The organism is Alloalcanivorax balearicus MACL04 (assembly GCF_025532145.1).
GTDB classification, from domain to species: domain Bacteria; phylum Pseudomonadota; class Gammaproteobacteria; order Pseudomonadales; family Alcanivoracaceae; genus Alloalcanivorax; species Alloalcanivorax balearicus.
Map to the genome: position 1 here is coordinate 1 of NZ_ARXS01000037.1, position 22,702 is coordinate 22,702.

19 protein-coding genes are annotated in these 22,702 nt (G+C 60.8%); 9 read left to right on the forward strand and 10 right to left on the reverse strand.

Translation table 11 applies throughout. From position 1 onward, the window contains the following. Positions 1–4: 4 nt before the first annotated feature. The 7 genes from MA04_RS20120 to MA04_RS20150 form a co-directional block, all read right to left on the reverse strand. The gene (locus tag MA04_RS20120) at positions 5–1,576 is read right to left on the reverse strand and encodes a long-chain-fatty-acid--CoA ligase (protein WP_262462477.1); all 1,572 of its coding nucleotides are present in this window, start codon (positions 1,574–1,576) and stop codon (positions 5–7) included. Positions 1,577–1,763: 187 nt separating this feature from the next. Beyond that, on the reverse strand, positions 1,764–2,912 hold the full coding sequence (locus MA04_RS20125; protein WP_262462478.1) for an acyl-CoA dehydrogenase family protein: 1,149 nt from the start codon (positions 2,910–2,912) through the stop codon (positions 1,764–1,766). 42 nt (positions 2,913–2,954) lie between these two features. Then, entirely contained in the window at positions 2,955–4,133 is a 1,179-nt protein-coding gene (locus MA04_RS20130; RefSeq protein WP_262462480.1) for a thiolase, read from the reverse strand. Further along, positions 4,130–4,519 carry a Zn-ribbon domain-containing OB-fold protein gene (locus tag MA04_RS20135; protein ID WP_262462482.1) on the reverse strand — a complete coding sequence of 130 codons (390 nt, stop codon included), beginning with the start codon at positions 4,517–4,519 and terminating at the stop codon, positions 4,130–4,132. The genes MA04_RS20130 and MA04_RS20135 overlap by 4 nt, the downstream gene beginning before the upstream one ends. Positions 4,520–4,579: 60 nt before the next feature. After that, the gene (locus tag MA04_RS20140; protein ID WP_262462484.1) at positions 4,580–6,277 is read right to left on the reverse strand and encodes a long-chain-fatty-acid--CoA ligase; all 1,698 of its coding nucleotides are present in this window, start codon (positions 6,275–6,277) and stop codon (positions 4,580–4,582) included. Between the two features lie 13 nt (positions 6,278–6,290). Beyond that, entirely contained in the window at positions 6,291–7,448 is a 1,158-nt protein-coding gene (locus tag MA04_RS20145; protein ID WP_262462485.1) for an acyl-CoA dehydrogenase family protein, read from the reverse strand. Between the two features lie 432 nt (positions 7,449–7,880). Then, entirely contained in the window at positions 7,881–8,945 is a 1,065-nt protein-coding gene (locus tag MA04_RS20150; protein WP_262462486.1) for an AraC family transcriptional regulator, read from the reverse strand. Between the two features lie 357 nt (positions 8,946–9,302). On the opposite strand from MA04_RS20150, the gene MA04_RS20155 reads away from it, so the two are divergent. The 8 genes from MA04_RS20155 to MA04_RS20190 all read left to right on the forward strand — a co-directional run bounded on the left by MA04_RS20155 (position 9,303) and on the right by MA04_RS20190 (position 18,133). Further along, entirely contained in the window at positions 9,303–10,139 is an 837-nt protein-coding gene (locus MA04_RS20155) for an FAS1-like dehydratase domain-containing protein (protein WP_082439245.1), read from the forward strand. Beyond that, positions 10,139–11,302 carry an acyl-CoA dehydrogenase family protein gene (locus MA04_RS20160; RefSeq protein ID WP_205475462.1) on the forward strand — a complete coding sequence of 388 codons (1,164 nt, stop codon included), beginning with the start codon at positions 10,139–10,141 and terminating at the stop codon, positions 11,300–11,302. The genes MA04_RS20155 and MA04_RS20160 overlap by 1 nt, the downstream gene beginning before the upstream one ends. A gap of 23 nt (positions 11,303–11,325) precedes the next feature. After that, positions 11,326–12,678, forward strand: coding sequence for an MmgE/PrpD family protein (locus tag MA04_RS20165; protein ID WP_163127118.1), 1,353 nt, complete (start codon positions 11,326–11,328; stop codon positions 12,676–12,678). A gap of 64 nt (positions 12,679–12,742) precedes the next feature. Beyond that, positions 12,743–13,939 carry a CaiB/BaiF CoA transferase family protein gene (locus MA04_RS20170; protein ID WP_163127117.1) on the forward strand — a complete coding sequence of 399 codons (1,197 nt, stop codon included), beginning with the start codon at positions 12,743–12,745 and terminating at the stop codon, positions 13,937–13,939. Next, positions 13,940–14,761 (forward strand): HpcH/HpaI aldolase/citrate lyase family protein, encoded by an 822-nt coding sequence (locus tag MA04_RS20175; protein ID WP_262462488.1) that lies wholly within the window; start codon positions 13,940–13,942, stop codon positions 14,759–14,761. Positions 14,762–15,027: 266 nt separating this feature from the next. Continuing rightward, entirely contained in the window at positions 15,028–16,065 is a 1,038-nt protein-coding gene (locus MA04_RS20180) for a phosphotransferase family protein (RefSeq protein ID WP_262462489.1), read from the forward strand. Between the two features lie 50 nt (positions 16,066–16,115). After that, on the forward strand, positions 16,116–16,853 hold the full coding sequence (locus MA04_RS20185) for an SDR family NAD(P)-dependent oxidoreductase (RefSeq protein ID WP_262462491.1): 738 nt from the start codon (positions 16,116–16,118) through the stop codon (positions 16,851–16,853). Between the two features lie 65 nt (positions 16,854–16,918). Further along, positions 16,919–18,133, forward strand: coding sequence for an acyl-CoA dehydrogenase family protein (locus tag MA04_RS20190; RefSeq protein WP_163127272.1), 1,215 nt, complete (start codon positions 16,919–16,921; stop codon positions 18,131–18,133). Here the strand turns inward: MA04_RS20190 and MA04_RS20195 are convergent. After that, positions 18,130–18,975 carry a helix-turn-helix transcriptional regulator gene (locus MA04_RS20195; RefSeq protein WP_262462494.1) on the reverse strand — a complete coding sequence of 282 codons (846 nt, stop codon included), beginning with the start codon at positions 18,973–18,975 and terminating at the stop codon, positions 18,130–18,132. The genes MA04_RS20190 and MA04_RS20195 overlap by 4 nt on opposite strands. 89 nt (positions 18,976–19,064) lie before the next feature. On the opposite strand from MA04_RS20195, the gene MA04_RS20200 reads away from it, so the two are divergent. Further along, complete coding sequence (locus MA04_RS20200; protein WP_262462495.1) at positions 19,065–20,579, forward strand: MFS transporter; 1,515 nt, start codon at positions 19,065–19,067, stop codon at positions 20,577–20,579. 50 nt (positions 20,580–20,629) lie between these two features. On the opposite strand, the gene MA04_RS20205 is transcribed toward MA04_RS20200, so the two are convergent. After that, positions 20,630–20,911 (reverse strand): putative quinol monooxygenase, encoded by a 282-nt coding sequence (locus MA04_RS20205; protein WP_163127275.1) that lies wholly within the window; start codon positions 20,909–20,911, stop codon positions 20,630–20,632. A gap of 147 nt (positions 20,912–21,058) precedes the next feature. Further along, positions 21,059–22,615 carry a WS/DGAT/MGAT family O-acyltransferase gene (locus tag MA04_RS20210; protein WP_262462498.1) on the reverse strand — a complete coding sequence of 519 codons (1,557 nt, stop codon included), beginning with the start codon at positions 22,613–22,615 and terminating at the stop codon, positions 21,059–21,061. Between the last annotated feature and the right edge of the window lie 87 nt (positions 22,616–22,702).

Genomic DNA, 22,702 nt, shown 5'->3' on the forward strand with positions numbered 1-22,702 from the left:
CCGGTCAGGACACCCGGCGGGAGCGGCCCCGCCAATAAGGCTCCCGCAGCTCTTGCTTGAGCACCTTGCCGGCGCCGGACAGCGGCAGGCTGTCGCGGAATTCCACCGATCTCGGACACTTGTAGCCGGCCAGATCATCGCGGCAAAAATCGGTCAGTTCCTCGGCGGACAACTCAACGCCGGATTGCGTCACCACCACCGCGTGCACGCTCTCCCCCCAGGTGTCATGGGGAATGCCAATCACCGCGCAGCTGGCCACCGCCGGATGCCGGGCCAGCACGTTTTCCACTTCCGCGCAGTACACGTTCTCACCGCCGCTGACGATCATGTCCTTCATGCGGTCAACGATGTAGATGTAACCGTCCTCATCCATGTAACCGCCATCGCCGGTATGCAACCAGCCGCCGCGGAGGGTTTCCGCGGTGGCGTCCGGATTGTTCCAGTAGCCCAACATGACGTTGTCACCGCGCGCCACCACTTCCCCCACCGTGCCCCGGGACACTTCCCGGTCGTCCTCGTCGACGATGCGTACTTCCATGCCCCAGGTGGCTTTGCCGGCGGACCGGATGCGGCCGTTGTTCAAAGCCTCGCCACGGTGATTACGCCAGGAATTCAGTGTGATCATCGGCGATGCCTCGGTCATACCGTAGGTATGAGTGAACTGGGCATCGGGAAATACCGCCAGGGCCCGTTCCAGAACCGCCAGGGAAATGGGCGAGGCCCCATAGGCGACCCGTGTCAGGGAGCTCAGATCGTGCTCTCGCACCTTGGGGTGATCCACCAGCATCTGAATCATGCTTGGCACCAGAATCACATCGGTGATCTTTTCCCGTTCGATGGCGGCCAGCACCTCCTCCACGCGGAAGGACGGCATCATCACCGCCGTTCCCCCCACCACGATCTGGGTGATGAATTTGGCGACGCCGGCGGTATGGAACAACGGCGACGCCAACAGGGTGACGAACGGATCAGGCGGGTCGCTTTCCGCCAGGCGAGTAATGGCGCAGCTCCAGAGATTGTCATGGGAAAGCATCACGCCTTTGGGAAAACCGGTAGTGCCACCGGTATACAGCAGCACCGCCAGGTGATCACCGCCGAAGCGGCCATCTTCCACCGGCGTCGCCCGCGCCAGAAAATCCTCGTAGTGGATCATCCCCGCAGGCCCATCTGTCTGGGTAGATGGCGTCTCCCCCAGATGCAGAACATGGCGCAGCCCTGGACAGCGCGCCTTGAGCGTGTCCACCATCGGCAGGAAAGCATCGCTGACCAGCAGTATCTCCGCTTCGCTGTCGTTGAGAGAGTACGCCATCTCCTTCACGTTCCAGCGGGTATTGACCGCATTGGCCACCGCGCCCATCCACCACAAGCCAAGAAAATACTCGGCGTGGTAATCGCAGTTGGCGGCCAATATCGCTACCCGGTCTCCGGCCTGAACACCCAGGCCGGTGAGCCCGCCGGCCAGCCGGGCACAACGGTCAGCCAGCTCGCGATAGCTGCGGCGGCGTTCGCCATCCACCGTGGCCAGGCGTTCCGGAGCCTGCTGCGCCGCGCGATGCAACCCCTGGGTCAGATACATGGGCGATACTCCCCTGCCCGGCAACGGGCATGAACAACAATATCGTGGTCAGACATGATTCACCTGTGAGACGGAATAAACGGCCAAAGCCCGTGAAGCACGGGCTTGAGACGGGCGGAGATATCCCCCGCTGGAATAAAAAGCACGCGCGACAGTTGGCCCACCATCACGCGTGGAGAGCGAACTGTTACAGGGCCCGCAGCATGTTGCGCGCTATGACGATCTGTTGAATCTGAGTGGTGCCTTCATAAATACGGAACAGCCGCACGTCACGGTAAAACCGCTCGATGCCGTATTCGGACATATAGCCGGCGCCGCCATGAATCTGCACAGCACGGTCCGCAACACGACCGCACATTTCGGAGGCGTACATTTTGCAGCAGGCGGCTTCGGTGCTGACGTTTTCACCGTTATCCCGGCGACGGGCCGCATCCAGCACCATGCAACGGGAGGCGTAGATCTCCGCCTTGCTGTCGGCCAGCATCGCCTGCACCAGCTGGAATTCACCAATGGCCTGGCCGAACTGCTCGCGCTCGGCGGCATAGCGGAGAGCATCGTCCAGCATCCGCTCGGCCACGCCGACACAGATGGCGGCGATATGAATCCGCCCTTTGTCCAGCACCTTCATGGCGGTCTTGAAACCGACGCCGGGCTTGCCACCGATGATGTTGGCCGCCGGCACCCGGCAGTCCTCGAACACCACATCACAGGTATGGGCTCCCTTCTGGCCCATTTTGCTATCCGGTTTGCCCAGCGAGATTCCCGGTGTTTTGGCGTCGACGATAAACGCGGAAATGCCGCCCGCGCCTTTCACCTCCGGATCGGTCCGCGCCATCAAGGTAAAAATGCCGGCCTGTGGTGCGTTGGTGATAAAGCGCTTGGTGCCGTTCACCACATAGTAATCACCGTCCTTCACCGCGCTGGTTCGCAGGGAAGCGGCATCGGAACCGGCACCCGGCTCGGTCAGCGCGAATGACGCCATCACCTCACCGGTGGCCAGAGACGGTAACCATTGTTGTTTTTGCTCATCGGTACCGTCCATCAGGATCCCCTGGGAACCGATCCCCACGGTGGTGCCGAACAACGAGCGGAACGCCGGTGAAGTGCGCCCCATCTCGAACATCACCAACACTTCCTCTTCCATGGTCAGACCGAGGCCACCGAATTCCTCGGGGATGGTCAGTCCGAACAGACCGATCTCCTTCATCTCCCTGACGATGTCCTCGGGGATGGCGTCGTGCTCCGCCACCCATTCCTCGTTGGGCACCAGCCGTTCGCGCACGAAACGGTTGATCGTGTCCAACAGCGTATTCATGGTTTCCTGATCACGTATCATGATGGCCTCCCGGCGGCATTGCCGCCTTGAATAATCAGCGCCTCACAGCGCCGCGGCGGTACCCAGAATGGCGGTGGACTGACTGGACAGCGTGCCGCCGTTGCCATGCACGATCGCAGTTTGCGCACCGGCGACCTGGCTGTCTCCAGCGTTACCACGCAACTGACGGACGCCCTCGATGGCGGCGAAAATGCCGTACATACCCGGGTGGCCCCAGGACAAGCCGCCGCCATTGGTGTTCACCGGCAGGCTGCCACCGGGGGCGATGTGACCGTCCTCCACGAAAGCCCCGGCTTCGCCCTTGGCGCAGAATCCGAGGTCTTCCAGGAACAACAAAGTATTGATGGTGAAAGCGTCGTAGAGCTCCGCCACATTAATGTCCTTGGGTCCCATTCCGGCCATGGCGTAAGCATCACGCCCGGATTGCGTGGCGGCGGTAACGGTCAGATCCGCCATGCTGGAGATTTGCCGATTCCACACCGCCGTACCCTGGCCGAGCACATACACCGGCGGCTGCGGCAAATCTCGGGCGCGGTCGGCGCGCACCAACACGTAGGCGCCACCGCCATCGGTGACCAGACAGGCATCACGCACGGTCAGCGGATCGGACACCATGCGCGCATTGAGCACATCGTCCACGGTCAACGGATCACGCATGAACGCATCCGGATTCTTCCGCGCCCATTGGCGCGCCGATACCGCCACTTGCGCCAGTTGCCGGCGGGTGGTTCCGAAATCATGCATGTGGCGGGATGCTGCCAGCGCATACGCGGACATCGGTAACATCGGTTGATAAGGATGCTCGTAGGGTTGCGGGTCCATCAGCAGACGGGCCTTGCCAATTTCCTTGCGGCTCAATGTAGAGGTGCGCTGGGCGCTGCCGTAGGCCACCAGCACCGCGTCACACTGACCGGACTCCAGCGCCTGCATCGCCGGCATCAGATGGGCGATGAAACTGGAACCGCCGATCATGGTGGCGTCGACGAAACGGGGGCGGATCCCCAGATACTCCACCACCGGCATCGACCACATGGCGGATGAAGCGCTGGCGGTGCACAAACCGTCGATGTCTTTCATGGTCAGGCCGGCATCAGCCACCGCCAGGCGCGCGGCCTGGGCCAGCAGTTCCATGTCGGTATAGCCCGGTGCCTCGCCACACCCGAAGGTGGCCACGCCGGCGATGGCGAATTTGCCGCGCAAATGATTCAGGTCACCGCTCATTGTGCCGCTCCTTCCATCGCATGAAACACCAGCAGGCCATGCCCCTCGTTTACCGTCACCCGGGCTTTCACCGCCATACCGATTTTCACCTCTTCCGGGGCCGCGTTTTCAATCCGGCTCATCAGCCGGACGTTTTCTTCAAGATCTATCAAAGAGACGTTGTAGTCACCACCGGCTTCCGGTTTGCGCCGCACCGTGGTCACCGCGTAGACCGTCCCCTTGCCGCTGGGTCTGAACCAGGACAGGTCGCCACTGCCACAACCGGGGCACAGTTCACGCGGAAAGAACACCGCATCACCACAATCATTGCAGCGTTGAATCTCGAAACGCCCCTGATCCAGGGCCGCCTGGTAGATGGCCTGCACGCCACCCTCTTGGTTAACCATGTTTGCTCTCCTCGTAATTACCGCCAGCCCGATGGAAAGGTCACCCGGCGAATAGTCCGATCACGCGTTCCCTGCCGCCACGACATCGTCGTCGCCAACCAGCGCCCGCTGTTCGTCCTGTAACTGACGCCAGAGGATTTTACCGGCGCCCGACTTCGGTAAGGCATCGACGAATTCCACCCGGCGAGGCGCCTTGTACACTGCCATTTTTTTCCGCGCCCAATCGATCACCTGCTCTTCGCTGACCTGCCCGCGATACCGCTCTTTAAGGACCAGAATCGCCATGACCACCTCGCCACGGCGGCTGTCCGGTACACCAATGACACAGGCCTCCTGAACCGCCGGATGGTCATACATGAAATTTTCCACTTCCGCCGGCCAGACTTTATAGCCGGACACGTTGATCATGCGCTTGAGCCGGTCCTTCATGAAGAAGTAGCCATCCTCATCGATACAGGCCAGGTCACCGGTACGGAAAAAACGGCGGCCATCGCGTTCAAGAAAAGACTCACGGTTGGCCTCGTCGTTGTGCCAGTACCCTTCCATCACCTGTGGTCCGCTGGTGATCAGCTCACCCACTTCGCCCAGCGGCAAGGGCTCCAGAGTTTCCGGATCGACCACACGGGAATCCACGCCAAAGGTGGGCACCCCCAGACACTGGCGTTTGTTACGGTGAACCGGATTGGCATGCAAAAAAGCGGAGGTCTCGGTCAGACCATAGGATTCGTTGAACGTGATCCCGTGGTCTTCCTTCAGGGTCCGCGATACCGCTTCCGGCATCGCCGCGCCACCGCCAAAGATCAAGCTCAGGCGCGACAGGTCATAGTCGGCAATATCCGGCTTGGCGAAGAAGTCGATGATCATTGCCGGCGGCGCGCCCCACACACTGACACCCCACTGGTCGATCAGCCGCGCCGCCATATCCCGATCCCAGCGCGGCAGAATCACCGTGGTGGCGCCGAGCAGAATCGGCATGTTCATGCCGCTTTGCAGACCCAGCATGTGGAACATCGGCGCCACCGACAGAAACACCGATTCGGCATTGAGGGCGCGCCACAACGACGAAGAATAAATGGCGTACCCCAGGGTACGGTGGGTATGGATACACCCTTTGGGGTGACCAGTGGTACCGGAGGTGTAAGGCAGCACACACATCTGATCGGCGTCAAAGGCAGCCGGCATCGGGGTCTGCTCCGCGGCAAGGGCTTCGGCCCAGGTCACCACCGCCGGATCCGTCACTTCATCCTGCTCCACCGCGATCCAGCCCGGGACCAGCGGGTCTCGCGGATCGCTCAGGTAATCCCGATACTGATGCAGAATCACCCGGGTAACCAGGCCGCTGTCCACGCAGGGGCGCAGATTGCTGTAGAGGTCGGCGGCGCAAAACGCCAGACGGGCGCCGCTATTTTCGAAGTAATAGGCCAGCTCCTCATGAGTGCTCATGGCGTTTACCGGCACCACCGCCGCCCCCAGTGACATCACCGCGTAGAAGGCAACGGTGAACTGCGGACAGTTCTGAGTGTAGAGCAATACGCGATCGCCCTTGGTCACACCGCACTCTTGTTGCAGATAACCAGCCATGCGCCGCACGTCCCGCTGCAGATCGCCATAGCTCAGCGCGCCGTTGTAAAACACCAACGCAGGCCGGTCCGGGTAACGCAAAGCGGAAATACGCAGGTTATCCACCAGCGTGGTTTGTGGAGCACTAATCCGCTCGGGCAACCCTTTCGGATAGAAGGACAGATGAGGAGAGGTCATCGATGCGCTCCCGTCATTGATCCATGGAGCGGGCGATGATTTCCTTCATGATCTCGTTGGCACCGCCATAGATCTTGCCCACCCGGGCATCGGTATACATTCGCGAGATCGGATACTCTTCCATGTAACCGTAGCCGCCATGCAGTTGCAGACATTCATCGATGATCTGGCAGTTCAACTGCGTGGTCCACCACTTCGCCATGGCGGCGGTGGGTACGTCCAGCTCGCCACGCATGACTTTGTAGACACAGTCATCGACGAAACAGCGCGCCACCGTCGCCTGGGTCTGACACTCCGCCAATTTGAAACGGGTGTTCTGCATATCCATAAGGCGCTGACCAAACACCTTGCGATCCTTCACATAAGCAGTGGTCTCATCAATGGCCTTCTGCATGGTGGCCACGGCGCCCACGGCGATGAACATGCGCTCGCGCGGCAGTTGCTCCATCAGTTGCACGAAACCCTTGCCCTCGGCACCGCCCAGGACATTTTCCGCTGGTACGCGCACGTCATCGAAAAACAGCTCCGCGGTGTCCTGCCCTTTCTGGCCGATTTTTTCCAGGATGCGCCCACGGCGAAAACCGCTGACTTTTTCCGTTTCCACCATTACCAGGGAAATACCGCGGCTGCCCTTGGCCTGGGTATCGGTTTTCGCCACCACGCAGATCAGTTCGGCGTGATAGCCGTTGGTGATAAAGGTTTTGGAGCCGTTAATCACATACTCATCACCGTCACGGAGCGCGGTGGTCCGCACGGCCTGTAGATCGGAGCCGGCTCCCGGCTCGCTCATGGCGATGGCGGCGACCCGATGCCCACTGGCCAATTGCGGCAGCCATTTCTTGCGCTGCTCTTCGGTGCCGTAATTGAGAATGTAGTGAGAAACGATGCCGCTATGCACGCTGATGCTGAAGCTGCTCACCTGAGCGCGGGCCTGCTCCATGCAGATCACCGCCTCGTGGGCGAAGGTGCCGCCGCCACCACCGTACTCAGACGGGATGCTGGCACACAGCAGGCCCAGCTCACCAAGCTTGGGCCAGACCTCACGATCCGGGCGGCGCTGCTTGCGCCATTTTTCCTCCTGGGGAACGAACTCGCGCTCAAAAATCTTGCGTACGGAATCCTGAAAAATTCTCAGTTCGTCATCAATCCAGGCGGACTGCCACTGTGTCATTGGTATTCTCCTCGGCGAGGCCAGAGCACGCATCACGCATGCATCGCCATGCTATTGGCTGTTTTTGTTGTGCTCAGCATGCCCAAGGGGCACAACACGACCAATGGCCATCGCCATCAAAACCATTGGCCATTCCGTTCCCCAGGGCACCGCTGCCCCACAACTCGCAGGCACGCTTACACGCAACACGCCAAACCCTTGGCCCGCTTACGCACCCTTGCAGCCATGAATTCGCACGGTATTCGCTGCCCAGGCAGCTCCCACAGCGGCTTCGTAGGCCGGGGCTGATTCGAAGCGAGCGATTTCAGAGCTCGTGGCGAGCCGGCGGTCAGCGTTCCAGGGCCGTGCTTCTCCCGTGTCCTGGAACGCTGACCGCCGGCTCGCCCCCTGGCAAGAGGCTCCCTGATTAACATCCCACCTGCCTTCCTGTCTTCATTGCATATTCAGATAGGGACGGGCCGCCCTTAGGCGGGTATACCGATACTCTCCCGGCGGCAGGCCGGTCCATTTCTTGAACGCGCGATGGAAGGTGCTCAGTTCGGAAAAACCCAGCTTTGACGCCACGTCCACCAGATTCAGATCCGGACGCGACAAATACTCGATCGCCGCATCGCAACGCAGATTGTCCTTCAACCCTTGATAACACTGGCCTTCATCACGCAGGCGCCGGCGCACTGTTTGCGGTGTCATCCCCAGCACCGAGCCGACTTCTTCCAGTGTTGGCAATCCGGAACTCAGATGACGGCGCAGCAGCCGGCGAATCCGCTCGCTGCAGGAGGTTTCGTCCCGATAACGCACCAACAGGTTGGCCGGTGCCTGACGCAGAAAGGAGGTCAGACTCAAGCGGTTCTGCACTACCGGCAACTCCAGCCAGCGTGATTCGAAGGTAAAGCCGAAGCAGTTGTCGTTGGCCTTCAACGGCGCGTCGAAAATCAGATGGATACGATTGCTTTTGCCATCGCCCATGTCCTGATAGCTGACTTGTTGCAAGGGAATCCGTCTTGCCGCCAGCCAGGACGACACGCCCCAGGTAAAGAACATAAACATGCGTTTGGCATAGCTCAGACAGGCCGGCTCGTCACCCTGGTCACGCACACAAACATGGGCGGTTTCCCCTTGCACCACCAGACGCGGTACAAAGTCCTTCAACAATAAATGGTAAAACGTGAAGCCCCGACGCAAGGCATCGCCAAGGGTTTCGCACTGGATCAGGTCCTGACACATATGAGCGAAGGCCCCCAATGGCACCGGGTGGCTACACAGGCCGAAAAATTCATCGCGAAGATCACGCCGCAACAGGTACATCAGCCTCGCGTATTGGTCCTGGGAGACGCGGGACAATGGCGATTTCAGCAACCGCACCGGAATCCCGGCACGTTGCATCACCGGCTCCGGGTCCACGCCGTGTCGGCGCGCACCCGCCAGCATTTGCTCCACATGATGAATGGAAATGGTATGACTGGTGGTCATTGCCGAGCCGTCAAACCGGATATTCATCACTATCCTCCGCCGTGGGACCAGCCTGAGCCGGCCCACCATCAGTATTTGTTGTTAGCGCCCGTTCAGGATCTTTATGCCGCCGCGTACCGGAGCGGCGTAACGCGGAATGGATGACCTCCTGTTGGCCAAATCCGATACAGGCAGAGGCCCCTTACCACGCATCTGTACTTTTTCGCCAAACCCGCCGAGATCAGAGAATGGCAGGCTCGCTTTCCTATTGCGTGATCAATGTATACTGTATACCGTATACAAAAGCAAATCGGTTCCTCCTTTTGATGCGACTCCCCTTCCGAGCCCACGGGTAGTCCGATTTCTTTTCCATATGCCTGTTTTTATCTATTGCGGAGCCTGCGCATGGCCTTGGATAACGCGAATAAGTGGCTGGGCAAGGAGCAGATCCAGGACGACAGTCTGGACCTTCACGCCCTGGCCCGGGTGACCGCCACACTTGGCGGCGCCCCCCTGAGCACCGGAGACGCCCTTCCCCATCTGTGGCAGTGGGCATTCTTTCAACCGGTTTCCGGCATGGACACCCTGGGGCCGGATGGCCATCCCCTCCCCGGTGATTTCCTGCCACCGATTCGCGACTGCCAACGTATGTGGGCCGGCGGCGAGGTGCGTTTCAACAGCCCGTTGCGCGCCGGGGTGCCGGCGCGGCGACACAGCCGGATCGAGGACATCAAGGAAAAACACGGCCGCAGTGGCTCGCTCACCTTCATTACCGTGCGGCACCGCTACCTTCAGGACGACGAGGAGAAAGTGAGCGAGCGACAGGACATCGTGTACCGTGAACCGGTACCGCTGAAGGCCTCCATCGGTGAGCCCATGCCGGAGCTGCAGTGGGCCGATACCATCAAACCGGAAGCCACCCTGTTGTTCCGTTATTCCGCGGTGACCTTCAATTCCCACCGCATCCATTACGACTGGCCCTACACCACCGGAGAGGAAGGCTATCCGGGCCTGGTGGTACACGGACCCCTGATCGCCACCCTGGTGATGCGAGCGTTTGTCCAGTCCAATCCGGACAAGGTCGCCAAGGTATTCCGCTATCGGGGCATGCGTCCGTTGATCGCACCTGAGCCTTTTCAGGTCGGCGGTGTTATTGAGTCCCCCGGGGTTGCCCGGGTCATGGCCGGCAACGAACAGGGCCAGGCCCATGTCGGTGAAGTTGAATTCGAGGAGACCCGTTAATGATTCAGTACGATAAAGAAGCCCTGGATGCCATCCGCGACGGTGTGCGCGGCCTGTGCGCCGGATTCGACGACGCCTATTGGCGCGGCGTCGACGAGCGCCAGGATTTCCCGGAAGAGTTCGTTACTGCTCTGACCCAGGCCGGATGGCTCGCGGCGATGATCCCGGAGGAGTACGGCGGTTCCGGTCTGGGGCTGGCGGAAGCCTCGGTGATTCTGGAAGAAGTGAATCGCTGTGGTGGTAACTCCGGTACCGTGCACGGTCAGATGTACAACATGTTCACGTTGCTGCGTAACGGTTCCGCCGAGCAAAAGGATCATTATCTGCCGCGTATCGCCCGCGGTGAGCTGCGCCTGCAATCCATGGGGGTCACCGAACCGACCACCGGTACCGACACCACCAAGATCAAGACCACCGCGGTGCGCAAGGGCGACCGCTATGTCATCAACGGTCAGAAAGTCTGGATTTCCCGCATTCAGCATTCCGACCTGATGATCCTGCTGGCGCGCACTACACCGCTGGATCAGGTGAAGAAAAAAACCGATGGCATGTCCATCTTTCTGGTCGATCTGCATCAGGCCATCGGCAATGGCATGACGGTTCAGCCCATCGCCAATATGGTGCATCACGTTACCAATGAGTTGTTCTTCGACAATCTGGAAATTCCCGCCGAGGCGCTGATCGGCGAGGAAGGCAAAGGCTTCCGCTATATTCTTGACGGCCTCAACGCCGAGCGCACGCTGATCGCCGCGGAGTGCATCGGTGATGGCCGCTGGTTCATCGACAAGGCCAGCCGCTACGCCTGTGACCGGGAGGTGTTCGGCCGCCCGATCGGTAAGAACCAGGGCATTCAGTTCCCCATTGCCGAAGCGCACATCGAAGTGGAGGCCGCCGACCTGATGCGCTGGCGGGCCTGTGAACAATACGATTCCGGCCTCAACGCCGGTGCCGCCGCCAATATGGCCAAATACCTGGCGGCCAAGGCGTCCTGGGAAGCCGCCAACGTATGCCTGCAAACTCACGGCGGTTTCGGCTTCGCCTGCGAATACGACGTGGAACGGAAATTCCGTGAGACCCGCCTGTATCAGGTGGCGCCGATTTCCACCAACCTGATTCTCTCTTACGTGGCCGAGCATCTGCTCGAACTGCCACGGTCCTTCTAATACGGTTTTTCCAAGGAGCGAACATGAGCGACGCAACCCGGGCCCTGGCCTCGTTTCTCGCCGAGCTGCGCTATGAGGACCTGCCGGAAGCGGTGGTGGCCCGCACCGAGGACCTTTTTCTCGACTGGCTGGCGTCCCTGGTCGCCGGCGGCGGTCAACACCCGATCCCTCTGTTCGCCGGTTACGCTCGGCGCATGGGCCCCACTTCCGGTCCCGTCCAGAATCTGGTGGACGGCACCGATACTTCCGCCTACTTCGCCGCGCTGGTCAACGGCGCCGCTTCCCATGTGGTGGAACAGGACGATCTGCACAACAGCTCGGTCCTGCACCCGGCCACGGTGGTGTTCCCCGCCGCCCTGGCGATGGCTCAGGAACAGGGCAAAAGCGGTCGTGATCTGATCGTCGCCTCGGTGGCCGGCTACGAGGCCGGCATTCGCATCGGCGAATTTCTTGGCCGCTCCCACTACCGCATTTTCCATACCACCGGCACCGTCGGCACCTTGGCGGCGGCGGTGGCCGCCGGAAAAATTCTGGGACTGGACCGGGACGGTTTCATCAATCTTCTCGGCAGTGCCGGCACCCAGGCCTCGGGCTTATGGGAATTCCTGCGCGACGCCGCCGACTCCAAACAACTGCACACCGCCAAGGCAGCGGCGGATGGCGTGCTGGCCGCCTGTCTCACCGCTGATGGGCTGACCGGAGCACGCAATATCCTCGAAGGCGATCAAGGGCTCGCCGCCGGATTGTCCCGGGACGCCGATGCCCGTTTTCTCGATGATCGCCTCGGCGAACGCTGGGCGCTGTCGGAAACCTCGTTCAAGTTCCACGCTTCCTGCCGCCATACTCACCCGGCGGCGGACGCCCTGCTGGCGGTCATGCGGGAACACGACCTCAAGGCGGACGACATCGAGTCCGTCACCGCCCGGGTACACCAGGGCGCCATCGATGTACTCGGCCGCGTGGACATTCCCGCCACCATCCACCAGGCCAAGTTTTCCATGGGAACGGTGCTGGGCCTGATTGCGCTGCACGCCCATGCGGGTCTGGCGGAATTCCATCAGATCCCACTGGACGATGCCGCGGTCGCCGCGTTTCGTGACAAGGTCACGATGCAACTGGATGCGGAGGTGGATAACGCCTACCCGGCGCGCTGGCTCGGCCGGGTGGATGTGGTCACGCGGGACGGCCGCACCCTGCACGGCAGTATCGATGAACCCAAAGGTGACCCAGGCAATACGCTCAGCCGGGCGGAACTGGAAGATAAGTTCCGCCGTCTGGCGCGTTTCGCCGGCACTCTTTCCGAGGACGCCATGGGCGCCGCCATCGAACGGGTCTGGACACTGCACAACGCCGACAGCGTCACCCCCCTGATTTGAACCGTGGGGACGCCGATCTGCCTTTGCCAGAGAAAGCGCCCATCGCAGCTGTAGGAGCACAAGAATGAGTATTACCGCTTCTCCCCGGCCCCTGGACGGCATTACCGTGGTCAGCCTGGAGCATGCCATCGCCGCGCCGTTCTGTACCCGCCAGCTGGCGGACATGGGCGCGCGGGTGATCAAGGTGGAGCGCCCCGGTGTCGGCGACTTCGCCCGTGGCTATGATGAACGGGTCCACGGTCTGGCCTCCCACTTTGTCTGGACCAACCGCTCCAAGGAAAGTCTGACGCTGGATCTGAAGCACGATACCGCCACCCCCGTACTGGAACGCCTGCTTGAACAGGCCGACGTGCTGGTGCAGAACCTGGCTCCCGGCGCCGCCGCCCGCCTCGGGCTGTCGTTCGAAGCCCTGCATGAGCGCTTCCCTAAACTGATCGTTTGTGACATCTCCGGTTACGGCGAAGGCGGCCCTTACCAGGACAAGAAAGCCTACGATCTTCTGATCCAGAGCGAGGGCGGCTTCCTGTCCGTCACCGGCACTCCGGACGACATGGCCAAGGCCGGTTGTTCCATCGCTGACATTTCCGCCGGTATGTACGCCTACACTCATATTCTCAACGCTCTGCTGCTGCGCCAGAGCACCGGCAAAGGCAGTCGTATCGACGTCTCCATGCTGGAAAGCCTGGTGGAATGGATGAACTACCCACTTTACTACGCTTTCGAAGGCGCCGAACCACCACCGCGCACCGGTGCCGCCCACGCAACTATCTATCCTTACGGCCCGTTCGACACCGGCGACGGCGGCACCGTGATGCTGGGGCTGCAGAATGAGCGGGAATGGCGTGTGTTCTGCGAACGGGTCCTGCTACAAGCGGAGCTGGCCGACGATGAACGTTTTGCCTCCAATTCCCAACGGGTGCATAACCGGGCCGCGCTGAAATCGCTGATCCTGGGTGTCTTCGCGGAACTGGACGCCGAGGAAGTCATTCGCCGACTGGACGACGCACGCATCGCCAATGCCCATGTCAACGATATGCACGACGTTTGGCGGCACCCGCAACTGGCCGCCCGGCAACGCTGGACCGAGATCGGCAGCCCCAGGGGACCATTGCCGGCATTACTGCCTCCCGGAGCCAGCAATGCGTTTCAGCCACGTATGGACGCCGTGCCGGACCTGGGCGAGCACAGCGCGGCTATTCTCGCTGAGCTGGGTTACGATGACGGCGATATCGAACAGTTCCAACAGGCGGGAGTAATCTGAATGGCCCCGAGAGCGTCCCGTGATGCCCGCACCATGCTGTTCGTGCCCGCCACCCGTCTGGAGCGGGTGGCCAAGGCCCAGGCCAGCGGCGCGGACCTGGTGATCATCGATCTTGAAGATGCGGTGGCCGAGGCGGATAAAGCCGAAGCTCGCCGCGCCCTGGCCGATTTCCTCGAGCAAGCCACGACGCCCTTGTTTGTCCGCGTGAATGGCGCCAGCACGGATCACTTCGAAGCGGATATTGCCCTGTGCTCCCGAGCCGATGCGGTACACGGCGTCATGCTGCCGAAGACGGAAAGCGCCGAGGATGTTCAGCGCGCCCACATTGACGGCAAGGCGCTGTGGCCACTGGTGGAAAGCGTGCGCGGCGTGATCAACATTCCGCACATCGCCGCCTGCAATGGCATCGAACGGCTCACCTTTGGGGCCTTGGATCTGAGTCTGGATCTGGGCGCGGAAGCCGGCAGCACAGGTGCCGTTACCGTCCTGGATCAGTGCCGCGCGCAACTGATCCTGCACAGCCGGCTGAACCGTCTTGCCGGCCCGGTGGAAAGCGTGGAACCGGATTTCCGTAATACGGAAAAAGTGGCGGCGGTAGCGTTGCGTGCCGCGCAAATGGGTTTCACCGGTATGCTCTGCATTCATCCCGGGCAGATCAAACCGGTGCGGCGGGCGTTTTCCCCCACCAGCGAGCAACTGGCATGGGCCCGTCGGGTGGTGGACGGCGTCGCCGAACACGGCGCCACTTTCCAGTTGGACGGACAGATGGTGGATGAGCCGGTGATTCAACGGGCTCGCCGCTTGATCGCCGCGGCGGAGTAAATTCATCGAGGCCTTTCCCTCCATCAGGGGCGCAGTGCTCCGGCACAAAAGGGGCTACGAAGCTGCTGTGGGAGCTTGCCTGCAAGCGAATGGGCTTCCGGGCCTCAAGATTCGCTTGCAGGCAAGCTCCCACAGCGGTGTTGTAGCAACCTCCGAATTTATGTCTCCAAGGCCAGAAGAACAGCTTCGTCGCTTCCGACGATGCCGCCCACCGTCAAGACACTGCTACTCTGTTGACTCATAACCAGAACAACGGTGGGTGCGGAATGAAGGACTGGCAATCGCTCGTCGATCTGCGGGCACTGAACACCTGGATGGAACAACAGGGTCTGGGCAAAGGCGATATCGAAAATCCCCTGCCGCTGGCCGGCGGCACCCAGAATCTTCTGTTGCGCTTTCAACGTGACGGCAAGGACTATGTGCTGCGCCGCCCGCCCCGCCATTTACGCGCCAATTCCAACGACACCATGCGGCGGGAGATGCGCTTACTCGCCGCGCTGTCCGATACCAAGGTGCCTCACCCCCGCTTGCTCGCCGCCTGCCCCGAAGAAGACGTGATTGGTGTTTCATTCTATTTGATGGAGCCCATCGACGGCTTCAACGCCACCTGCGATTTTCCCGAATCCCACGGCGCCAGCGCCGACCGGGTGCACCGCATGGGCCTGTCCCTGGTGGAAGGGATTACCGCGCTTGGCGCGGTGGATTACGAAAAAGTCGGACTGAGCGGCTTCGGCAAGCCCGAGGGTTTTCTGCAGCGGCAGGTACCCCGTTGGCGCGCACAGTTGGAGAGCTATCAGGCGTTTTCCGAATGGCCCGGTGCCGATGGCATTCCCGGTGTGGATCGCGTCGGCCAATGGTTGGAGCGTCATCGGCCCGATACGTTTCAGCCCGGCATCATTCATGGCGACTACCATCTCGCCAACGTGCTTTACTGCCATGACCGTCCGGAACTGGCCGCCATTGTCGACTGGGAACTGACCACCATCGGCGATCCACTTATCGACCTTGGCTGGCTACTGGCCACTACCCCGGATCACCTGGATCTGCGGATCAATCAGGCAGGCGATTCATTGGGTGCTGCCTTTCCTGACCGGCAAGCAATGATCGAACACTACCGCGCCCGCAGCGATCGCGATCTCAGCCACATCGAATGGTACGGCGTGCTGGCATGCTACAAGCTCGGCCTGATCCTGGAAGGCACCTACGCGCGGGCCTGTGCCGGCAAGGCCCCGATGGAAACCGGCGAGCGTCTGCATAACCGCACCATTACGCTGTTTGAGCGCGCCCTGGGCTGGATCTCCTGACCGCGGCCTTCATCTCGGAACAATCATCCCGGAATAATGTGGAGAACGATATGAATGATCTGGATTTCAGCGGGAAAACCGTTTTGGTGGTGGGCGGCTCCAGCGGTATCGGCAATGGTATCGCTCAGGCTTTCCGCCGGCGCGGCGCCGATGTGTACGTCTGGGGTACTCGTGCCAGCGCCGCCGACTACGCTGGTGATGAAGGATCCGATCTTGACGGTCTGGGCTACTCCCAGGTGGATGTCTCCGACATGGACGCCATTGAACACCTCACCCCGAGCTTCTCTCAACTCGATATTCTGATCCAATGTCAGGGCACGGTGATTTATCGACGCGGTGAGTTCGAGCGAGAGGGCTGGGACAAAGTGATCGCGGTAAACCTCGATAGCCTGCGAGCCTGTGCCATGAAGTTTCATTCCATGTTGCACGAAAGCCGGGGGAGCATGATTGTGGTCAGTTCCACCGCCGCTTTCCATTCCACCCGCGGCAATCCTGCCTACAACGCTTCCAAGGCCGGCGCCGTGGCCCTGGTACGGACTCTGGGGGAAGCCTGGGCCAGCGACGGCATCTCGGTCAACGGCATTGCTCCAGGCCTGGTGGCCACCAAGCTGACCACCGTGACCACCGAAAACCCCAAACGTCTGGAGGCTTCCCTGGCCAATATTCCCGCCGGGCGCCTCGGCACTCCGGCGGACATGGCCGGCGCCGCGCTGTTTCTGGCTTCCCCGCTGGCGGACTACATTCGCGGCCAGACCCTGGTGGTGGACGGCGGACTGATCCTGTCCTGACAGGCTGATTCCGCTTTTGCCGACCACTTTTCCCAATCTCTTTTCCCAAAAAAGGGGGAGCTTCCATGAACTTCGATCATTCCGAAAAAACCCTGGAACTGCTGGCGCGATTACAGCGCTTCATGGACACCTATATTGCCCCGCGGGAACAGGAAGAGCATGACTGGGTCACCGATCCGGCCAGGGTCTGGCAACCCTGGCCCGGACTTGAGGAACTGAAGGAACAGGCTCGCGCCGAAGGACTGTGGAACCTGTTCCTGCCAAAGGAATACGGTGATCTCAGTCCCGGACTCAGCAATCTGGAATATGCGCCTCTGTGCGAAATCATGGGACGAATTCCCTGGTCCGCCGAGGTGTTCAACTGCTCCGCCCCGGACACCGGCAATATGGAAGTGCTGGCCAAGTACGGCAATACCGAACAACAGGAGCAATGGCTCAAACCGCTGATGGACGGACAAATACGATCCGCCTATCTGATGACGGAACCGCAGGTGGCCTCCTCCGACGCCACCAACATTGAAACCGAAATCAAATCCGACGGTGACGACTACGTCATCAATGGCCGCAAGTGGTGGATCTCCGGCATCATGGATCCGCGCTGCAAGGTGCTGTTGTTAATGGGAAAAACGGATCCCGACGCGCCTCGCCACCAGCAACAGTCCACCGTGATCATTCCCCGCGACACACCGGGGATTCACATCGTCCGCAATCTGACGGTATTCGGCAGTCTCAACTCACCGGGTGGTGAAGCGGAGCTGCGCCTGGAGAATGTGCGTATTCCCAAACGCAATCTGATTCTGGGCGAAGGGCGCGGCTTCGAAATCGCCCAGGGCCGGCTCGGCCCGGGCCGCATTCACCATTGCATGCGCTCGATTGGCCAGGCTCAGCGCAGCCTCGAAATCATGGCTCGCCGGGTGGAGAATCGAGTGGCGTTCGGTCGCAAACTGTCCGAGCAAAGCAGTATCCGCCAGGACATTGCCCGCTCTTTCTGCGATATCGAGCAAGCCCGCCTGCTAACACTGAAAGCCGCTGACCGTATGGACAAATACGGCAACAAGGACGCCAAGGATTTGATTGCGGCGATAAAGGTGGTGGCGCCACAGATGGCACAGAACGTGACCGACCGTGCCATCCAGGCCCATGGCGGCATGGGGGTCAGCGACGATACGCCGATCGCTCACTTCTTTACTCTGAACCGCTTCGTGCGCATCGCCGACGGCCCCGACGAAGTCCACATGTCGCAGTTAGGTAAAATGAAGATTCAGGAATACAACGATTAACCCTCTGTATCCCGCCGGGAATCGGTGCCGCCTACACCGTTCCCGGTGTCATCGTCGAAATACACCAACATGCGTAAATGATGGTGTTCATCCACGATCAACATCTCGTGCCTTAGCGATCGCACCCGGCCATCGTCCCCTGTCAGACGGCTGATACCGCGTTGATATCCCTGCCGGTCCGGTTCCGCCCACCAATGCCGGAACGGCTCCGACAACCGTCTCATATCATCGACAAAGGCCAGAATCGTCGGATCCTCCGGCGCCACCGCCAGGTCACAACGAAAGTTCGCCAGCAGCTTCCGCGCATCCCGCTCCCAGTCCGGCATTCGTTCGCGCAAGCCGTCGTCGCGAAATACCAGACGCAGCAGGTTCCGCTCGGTGGCGGCGCGATCGTTCAACCCGAACCAACGGTCGGCGGACTCGTTCCAGGCCACCAGGTCCCAGCGCAAATTCATTACATAGGCCGGACAAGGTGCAAGCTGATCCAGAACCGCTTGGGTTAGCGGGGAAACCGCGGTGGCCTGCCGGGCCTCATAGGCTGGCGGCCGCTGCTGCGCCAACAGGAACAAATGGCAACAGTCCTCGTCATCCAGTTTCAGCACCCGGGACAGGTTGAGGAGAAAGGTTTCCGAGACATTGATATCCCTGCCCTGCTCGAACCACGTATACCAGGTGATGCCAACACCGGCGAGCGCCGCCACCTCCTCCCGGCGTAATCCCGGAGTGCGGCGGCGGGGTCCGGAAGGCAGCCCCACTTCCGTCGGTGTCACACGTTCGCGACGTTGCCGCACGAATTCCGCAAGCTCGCGCCGGGTGCGGGCCAGTGATTTTACCGGGCTCATTCTGTTAGTCCTGCTAATAGCATAAGGGCTTAAATTGTACGGTTAGTGGAATGCCTCAAGAATACCGCTTCTTCCATAGGAGAAGCGAGATGACCTCATACTGTGAATACCCCACTCCCTCGTCACCATTGGCGAGCCGTGCCGGTCCGCGCCAATGGGCCGGCCTCGCCGTTCTGGCCCTGCCGACGCTGTTACTGGGTCTGGACGTGACGCTGCTCTATCTCGCCTTTCCGGCGCTGGCTGCGGACTTGAAACCGGACAGTGCCCAGGCGCTGTGGATCATGGACATTTATGGCTTCTTCATCAGCGGTTTCCTGATCACCATGGGTACACTCGGCGACCGCATCGGGCGCCGTAAACTGCTGATGCTGGGCGCCGGCGGCTTTGCCCTGGCCTCATTGCTCGCCGCCTTCGCCAGCACCGCTATGCAACTGATCGTGGCGCGGGCGTTACTCGGTTTTACCGGAGCAGCCCTGATGCCCTCGACCCTGGCGCTGATAAGCAACTTGTTTCGTGACCCATCCCAGCGGGCGCTGGCCATCGGTATCTGGGCCACCATGTTCGCGCTGGGCATGGCCGCCGGCCCGTTGGTGGGCGGTATGCTTTTGGATCATTTCTGGTGGGGGTCGGCCTTTCTTGTGGCTCTGCCGGTGGTGGCGGTTCTGTGGCTCTGCGCCCCCTGGTTGCTCCCCGAATACCGCGATGAAACCAGCGGACGGCTGGACCTGCCCAGCGTGGCACTGTCCCTTCTGGCTCTACTGCCGCTTATCTACGGCGTCAAGCACTTCGCCAGGCACGGCCTGGACTGGCAAGCGGTCGCCGCACTGCTGATTGGTGTTCTCGGCCTGCTTTTGTTCGTCAAACGACAACAACGCCTGGCGGATCCCTTACTGGACTTGAGCCTGTTCCGTGGCCGCTCATTCACCGCGGCCCTGCTGATCCTGCTGGTCGGCCTGATGGGGGTCGGCGGAGCCATGCTGCTGGTTACCCAATACCTGCAACTGGTCAGCGGCCTGTCTCCGCGCGTCGCCGGTGCCTGGATGGGACCGCCAGCCCTGGCGATGCTGGTGGCGGCTATCAGCGCGCCGCTATTGGCCCGGCGTTTCCCGGTCGGACAGGTGGTGGCTGGAGCACTGCTGTTCTCAGTGCTGGGATACCTGATGCTGGCCCGAGTGGACGCCGAGGCACGAACGATACAGGTAGTCAGCGGCTTTGCCCTGATCTATCTGGGATTGGGCGCCATCGCCGCACTGGGTACCGACCTGGTCGTGGCAGCAGCGCCACCAGGCAAAGCCGGCTCCGCTGCTTCGCTGTCAGAGACGGTACAGGAATTGGGCGTGGCACTGGGCGTCGCCTTGTTAGGCAGCCTCAGCAGTGGCCTCTATCGCGCCAGCGTTACCGAACAACTGTCCGGGACGGTACCCACGGCCGTCAGGGAAAGCCTTTGGGAGGTGGTGTCCATGGCGGACCGTCTACCCGCGGGAGTGCTCGATCAAGCGAGGGAGATTTTCACCCAGGGCCTCAACCTTACCGCCCTGATCACCGCCGTGGGCATCGGCCTTCTCGCTATGGTGCCAATGATCGCACTACCAGGCCGGCGCTGAATGCGGGTAAGGGAAATGGCCCGGCGGCGCCACGCCATTTCCCCACGGACTTATTGCGCCAACTGGAACAGTTTCACATCAGGGCGTCCCGCCAACAGATCCTTGAGACCGCCACCTAACCCCTTCATGTTTTCACGGTGCGCTTCCAGCGCCGCCTGATCCGTGTATTGCTCATAGATCATCACCACATCCTTGTCGTCCAGGGACTGGTGAACGTTATAGGCGTGATTGCCTTCTTCCTTGCGTACTTCCGCGGCGATCTTGCTCATTTCCGCCGCCAGAGCGTCCCCTTTACCGGCCTGCGCTTGCAGCACAGCTACGATTCCAAGCATGTTGTTTTCCTTACGTTGTAAACGATTAGCAACCGGCATGCTGGCACAAGCACGGGGATGACGAGAGCCCCTGACACTATTGGTTACGTTTTCCGTTCATAAGGGCACCGGCCCATCCACTGGCGGCGGGTACCCTCTCCCTTCCCCTCAAGACGCAGAAGACGGCTTTCCGGTGGCGGCCTTACGTCGACGGGGCGCCTTGCTGGCCGTCGATGTCTTCGCCCTGGCTTTCTTTTTCACCGGCACCGGTTCATCTACCCTGGCTTCCCTCGCGGAGGCTTCGGCCGCCGCCGCTTCTTCCGGCAGAGCCTCAATCTTGCGCAGGGCCTGCTCCAATCGATCCAGCAGCTCATAGGCCTCGTCCTGCGGCAGCATTCTGCGGCAAGCGGTAATGCCGAATTCGAGCTGCCCGGCGTAACTGTGCAAGGTGATATTCAGGCCGCTGCCATGGTAGGGAATCGAGACAGGGTAGTAATGCTGCATTCTTGCCCCGGCGATATAGAGCGGCACCGGCGGACCGGGCACGTTGGAAATCAGCACGTTCCCCACCGCCGGCATCTGATTGAGCAGGCGGCTGCGCCCGATCAGTGATGCCAGACCGGTCATGAACCAGGGCGCGCCCATTACCGGAAAGTCCACGGCGAGCACTTCCTTTAATTCCCTGACCACTGACTTGCCCGCCTCGGACGAATCATGTATCGCATGGAAGCGTTCTCTCAGGTCCTCTATATCGGTGGCAAGGTCCACGCGAATCATGGTTACCTGATTGTTCATGGTATCGTCGTCGGCGGATCTCAAGCTGGCCGGAACCATGGCGATCAGGGACTCCTTGGGCAGCAGGCCGCGGTCCTTGAGAAAGCCGCGCAAAGCCTCGCTGCACATGGTCATGATAACCGTATTGATGGTCCCCCCGGCCCGCTTGCCCAGAGCTTTGACCTCGTCCATTGATAATGTCAGTCGCGCGAAGGAACGCTGGTTGGTGATCGATTCGTTGAAAATGGTGCGCGGCGCCATCCCCAGATTGAGCGGGCGCTCTCCCGATTTCATCGATTGGCTGGCCATGATATTGGCGGCCTTGCCCCACAAATTGGCGGTTACCGGCATCATGCCGGCCAGCTTCCGATACTGGTGCGAGGCGTTGGTGAAACCCGCACGTAACAGTTCGGCGAAGCCTAACTGGTAGGCGCCGCCGCGCGAACGACGAGGCGGTATCACCGTGCGGGGTTCCTCCGTGGTGTCATAAAGCACCTTGGCGAATTCCATTCCCGCCTTGCCATCGATACCACTATGGTGGAGCTTGGCGTAGATACCAACCTGCCCTGACTCCAGACCGTCGATCACATAGATTTCCCACAACGGACGGCTGCGATCGAGCAGCATGGAGTGCAAGCGGCCGATCAGCTCATCGAACTCACGCATGCTTCCTGGCTTGCGAACGGTCATATGGCGGATGTGGTAGTCCAGATCGATATCGTGATCCTCGATCCACACCGGCTCGGCCAATTCAAAAGGCATGGGCGCCAGTTTTCGTGTAAGCACACCCGACAGGTGCATCCGATCGCCGATCAGTTTTTTTACTCTGTTAAGGAAGTCCGTTATGTCACCCTCAGGGGCATCGACCAAGGCCAGACTCGCCACGTGCATTGGCGTTTCGGGGGTTTCCAGATGCAAGAACGAGGCATCAATACTGCTGAGATGTTCCATGCTGCTATCTCCCGGAAGACATCGGTTCTTTCGCGCCACCCGCGAACCACGCAGAACAAAGAGAACGCGGGCTAAACGGATACGGGC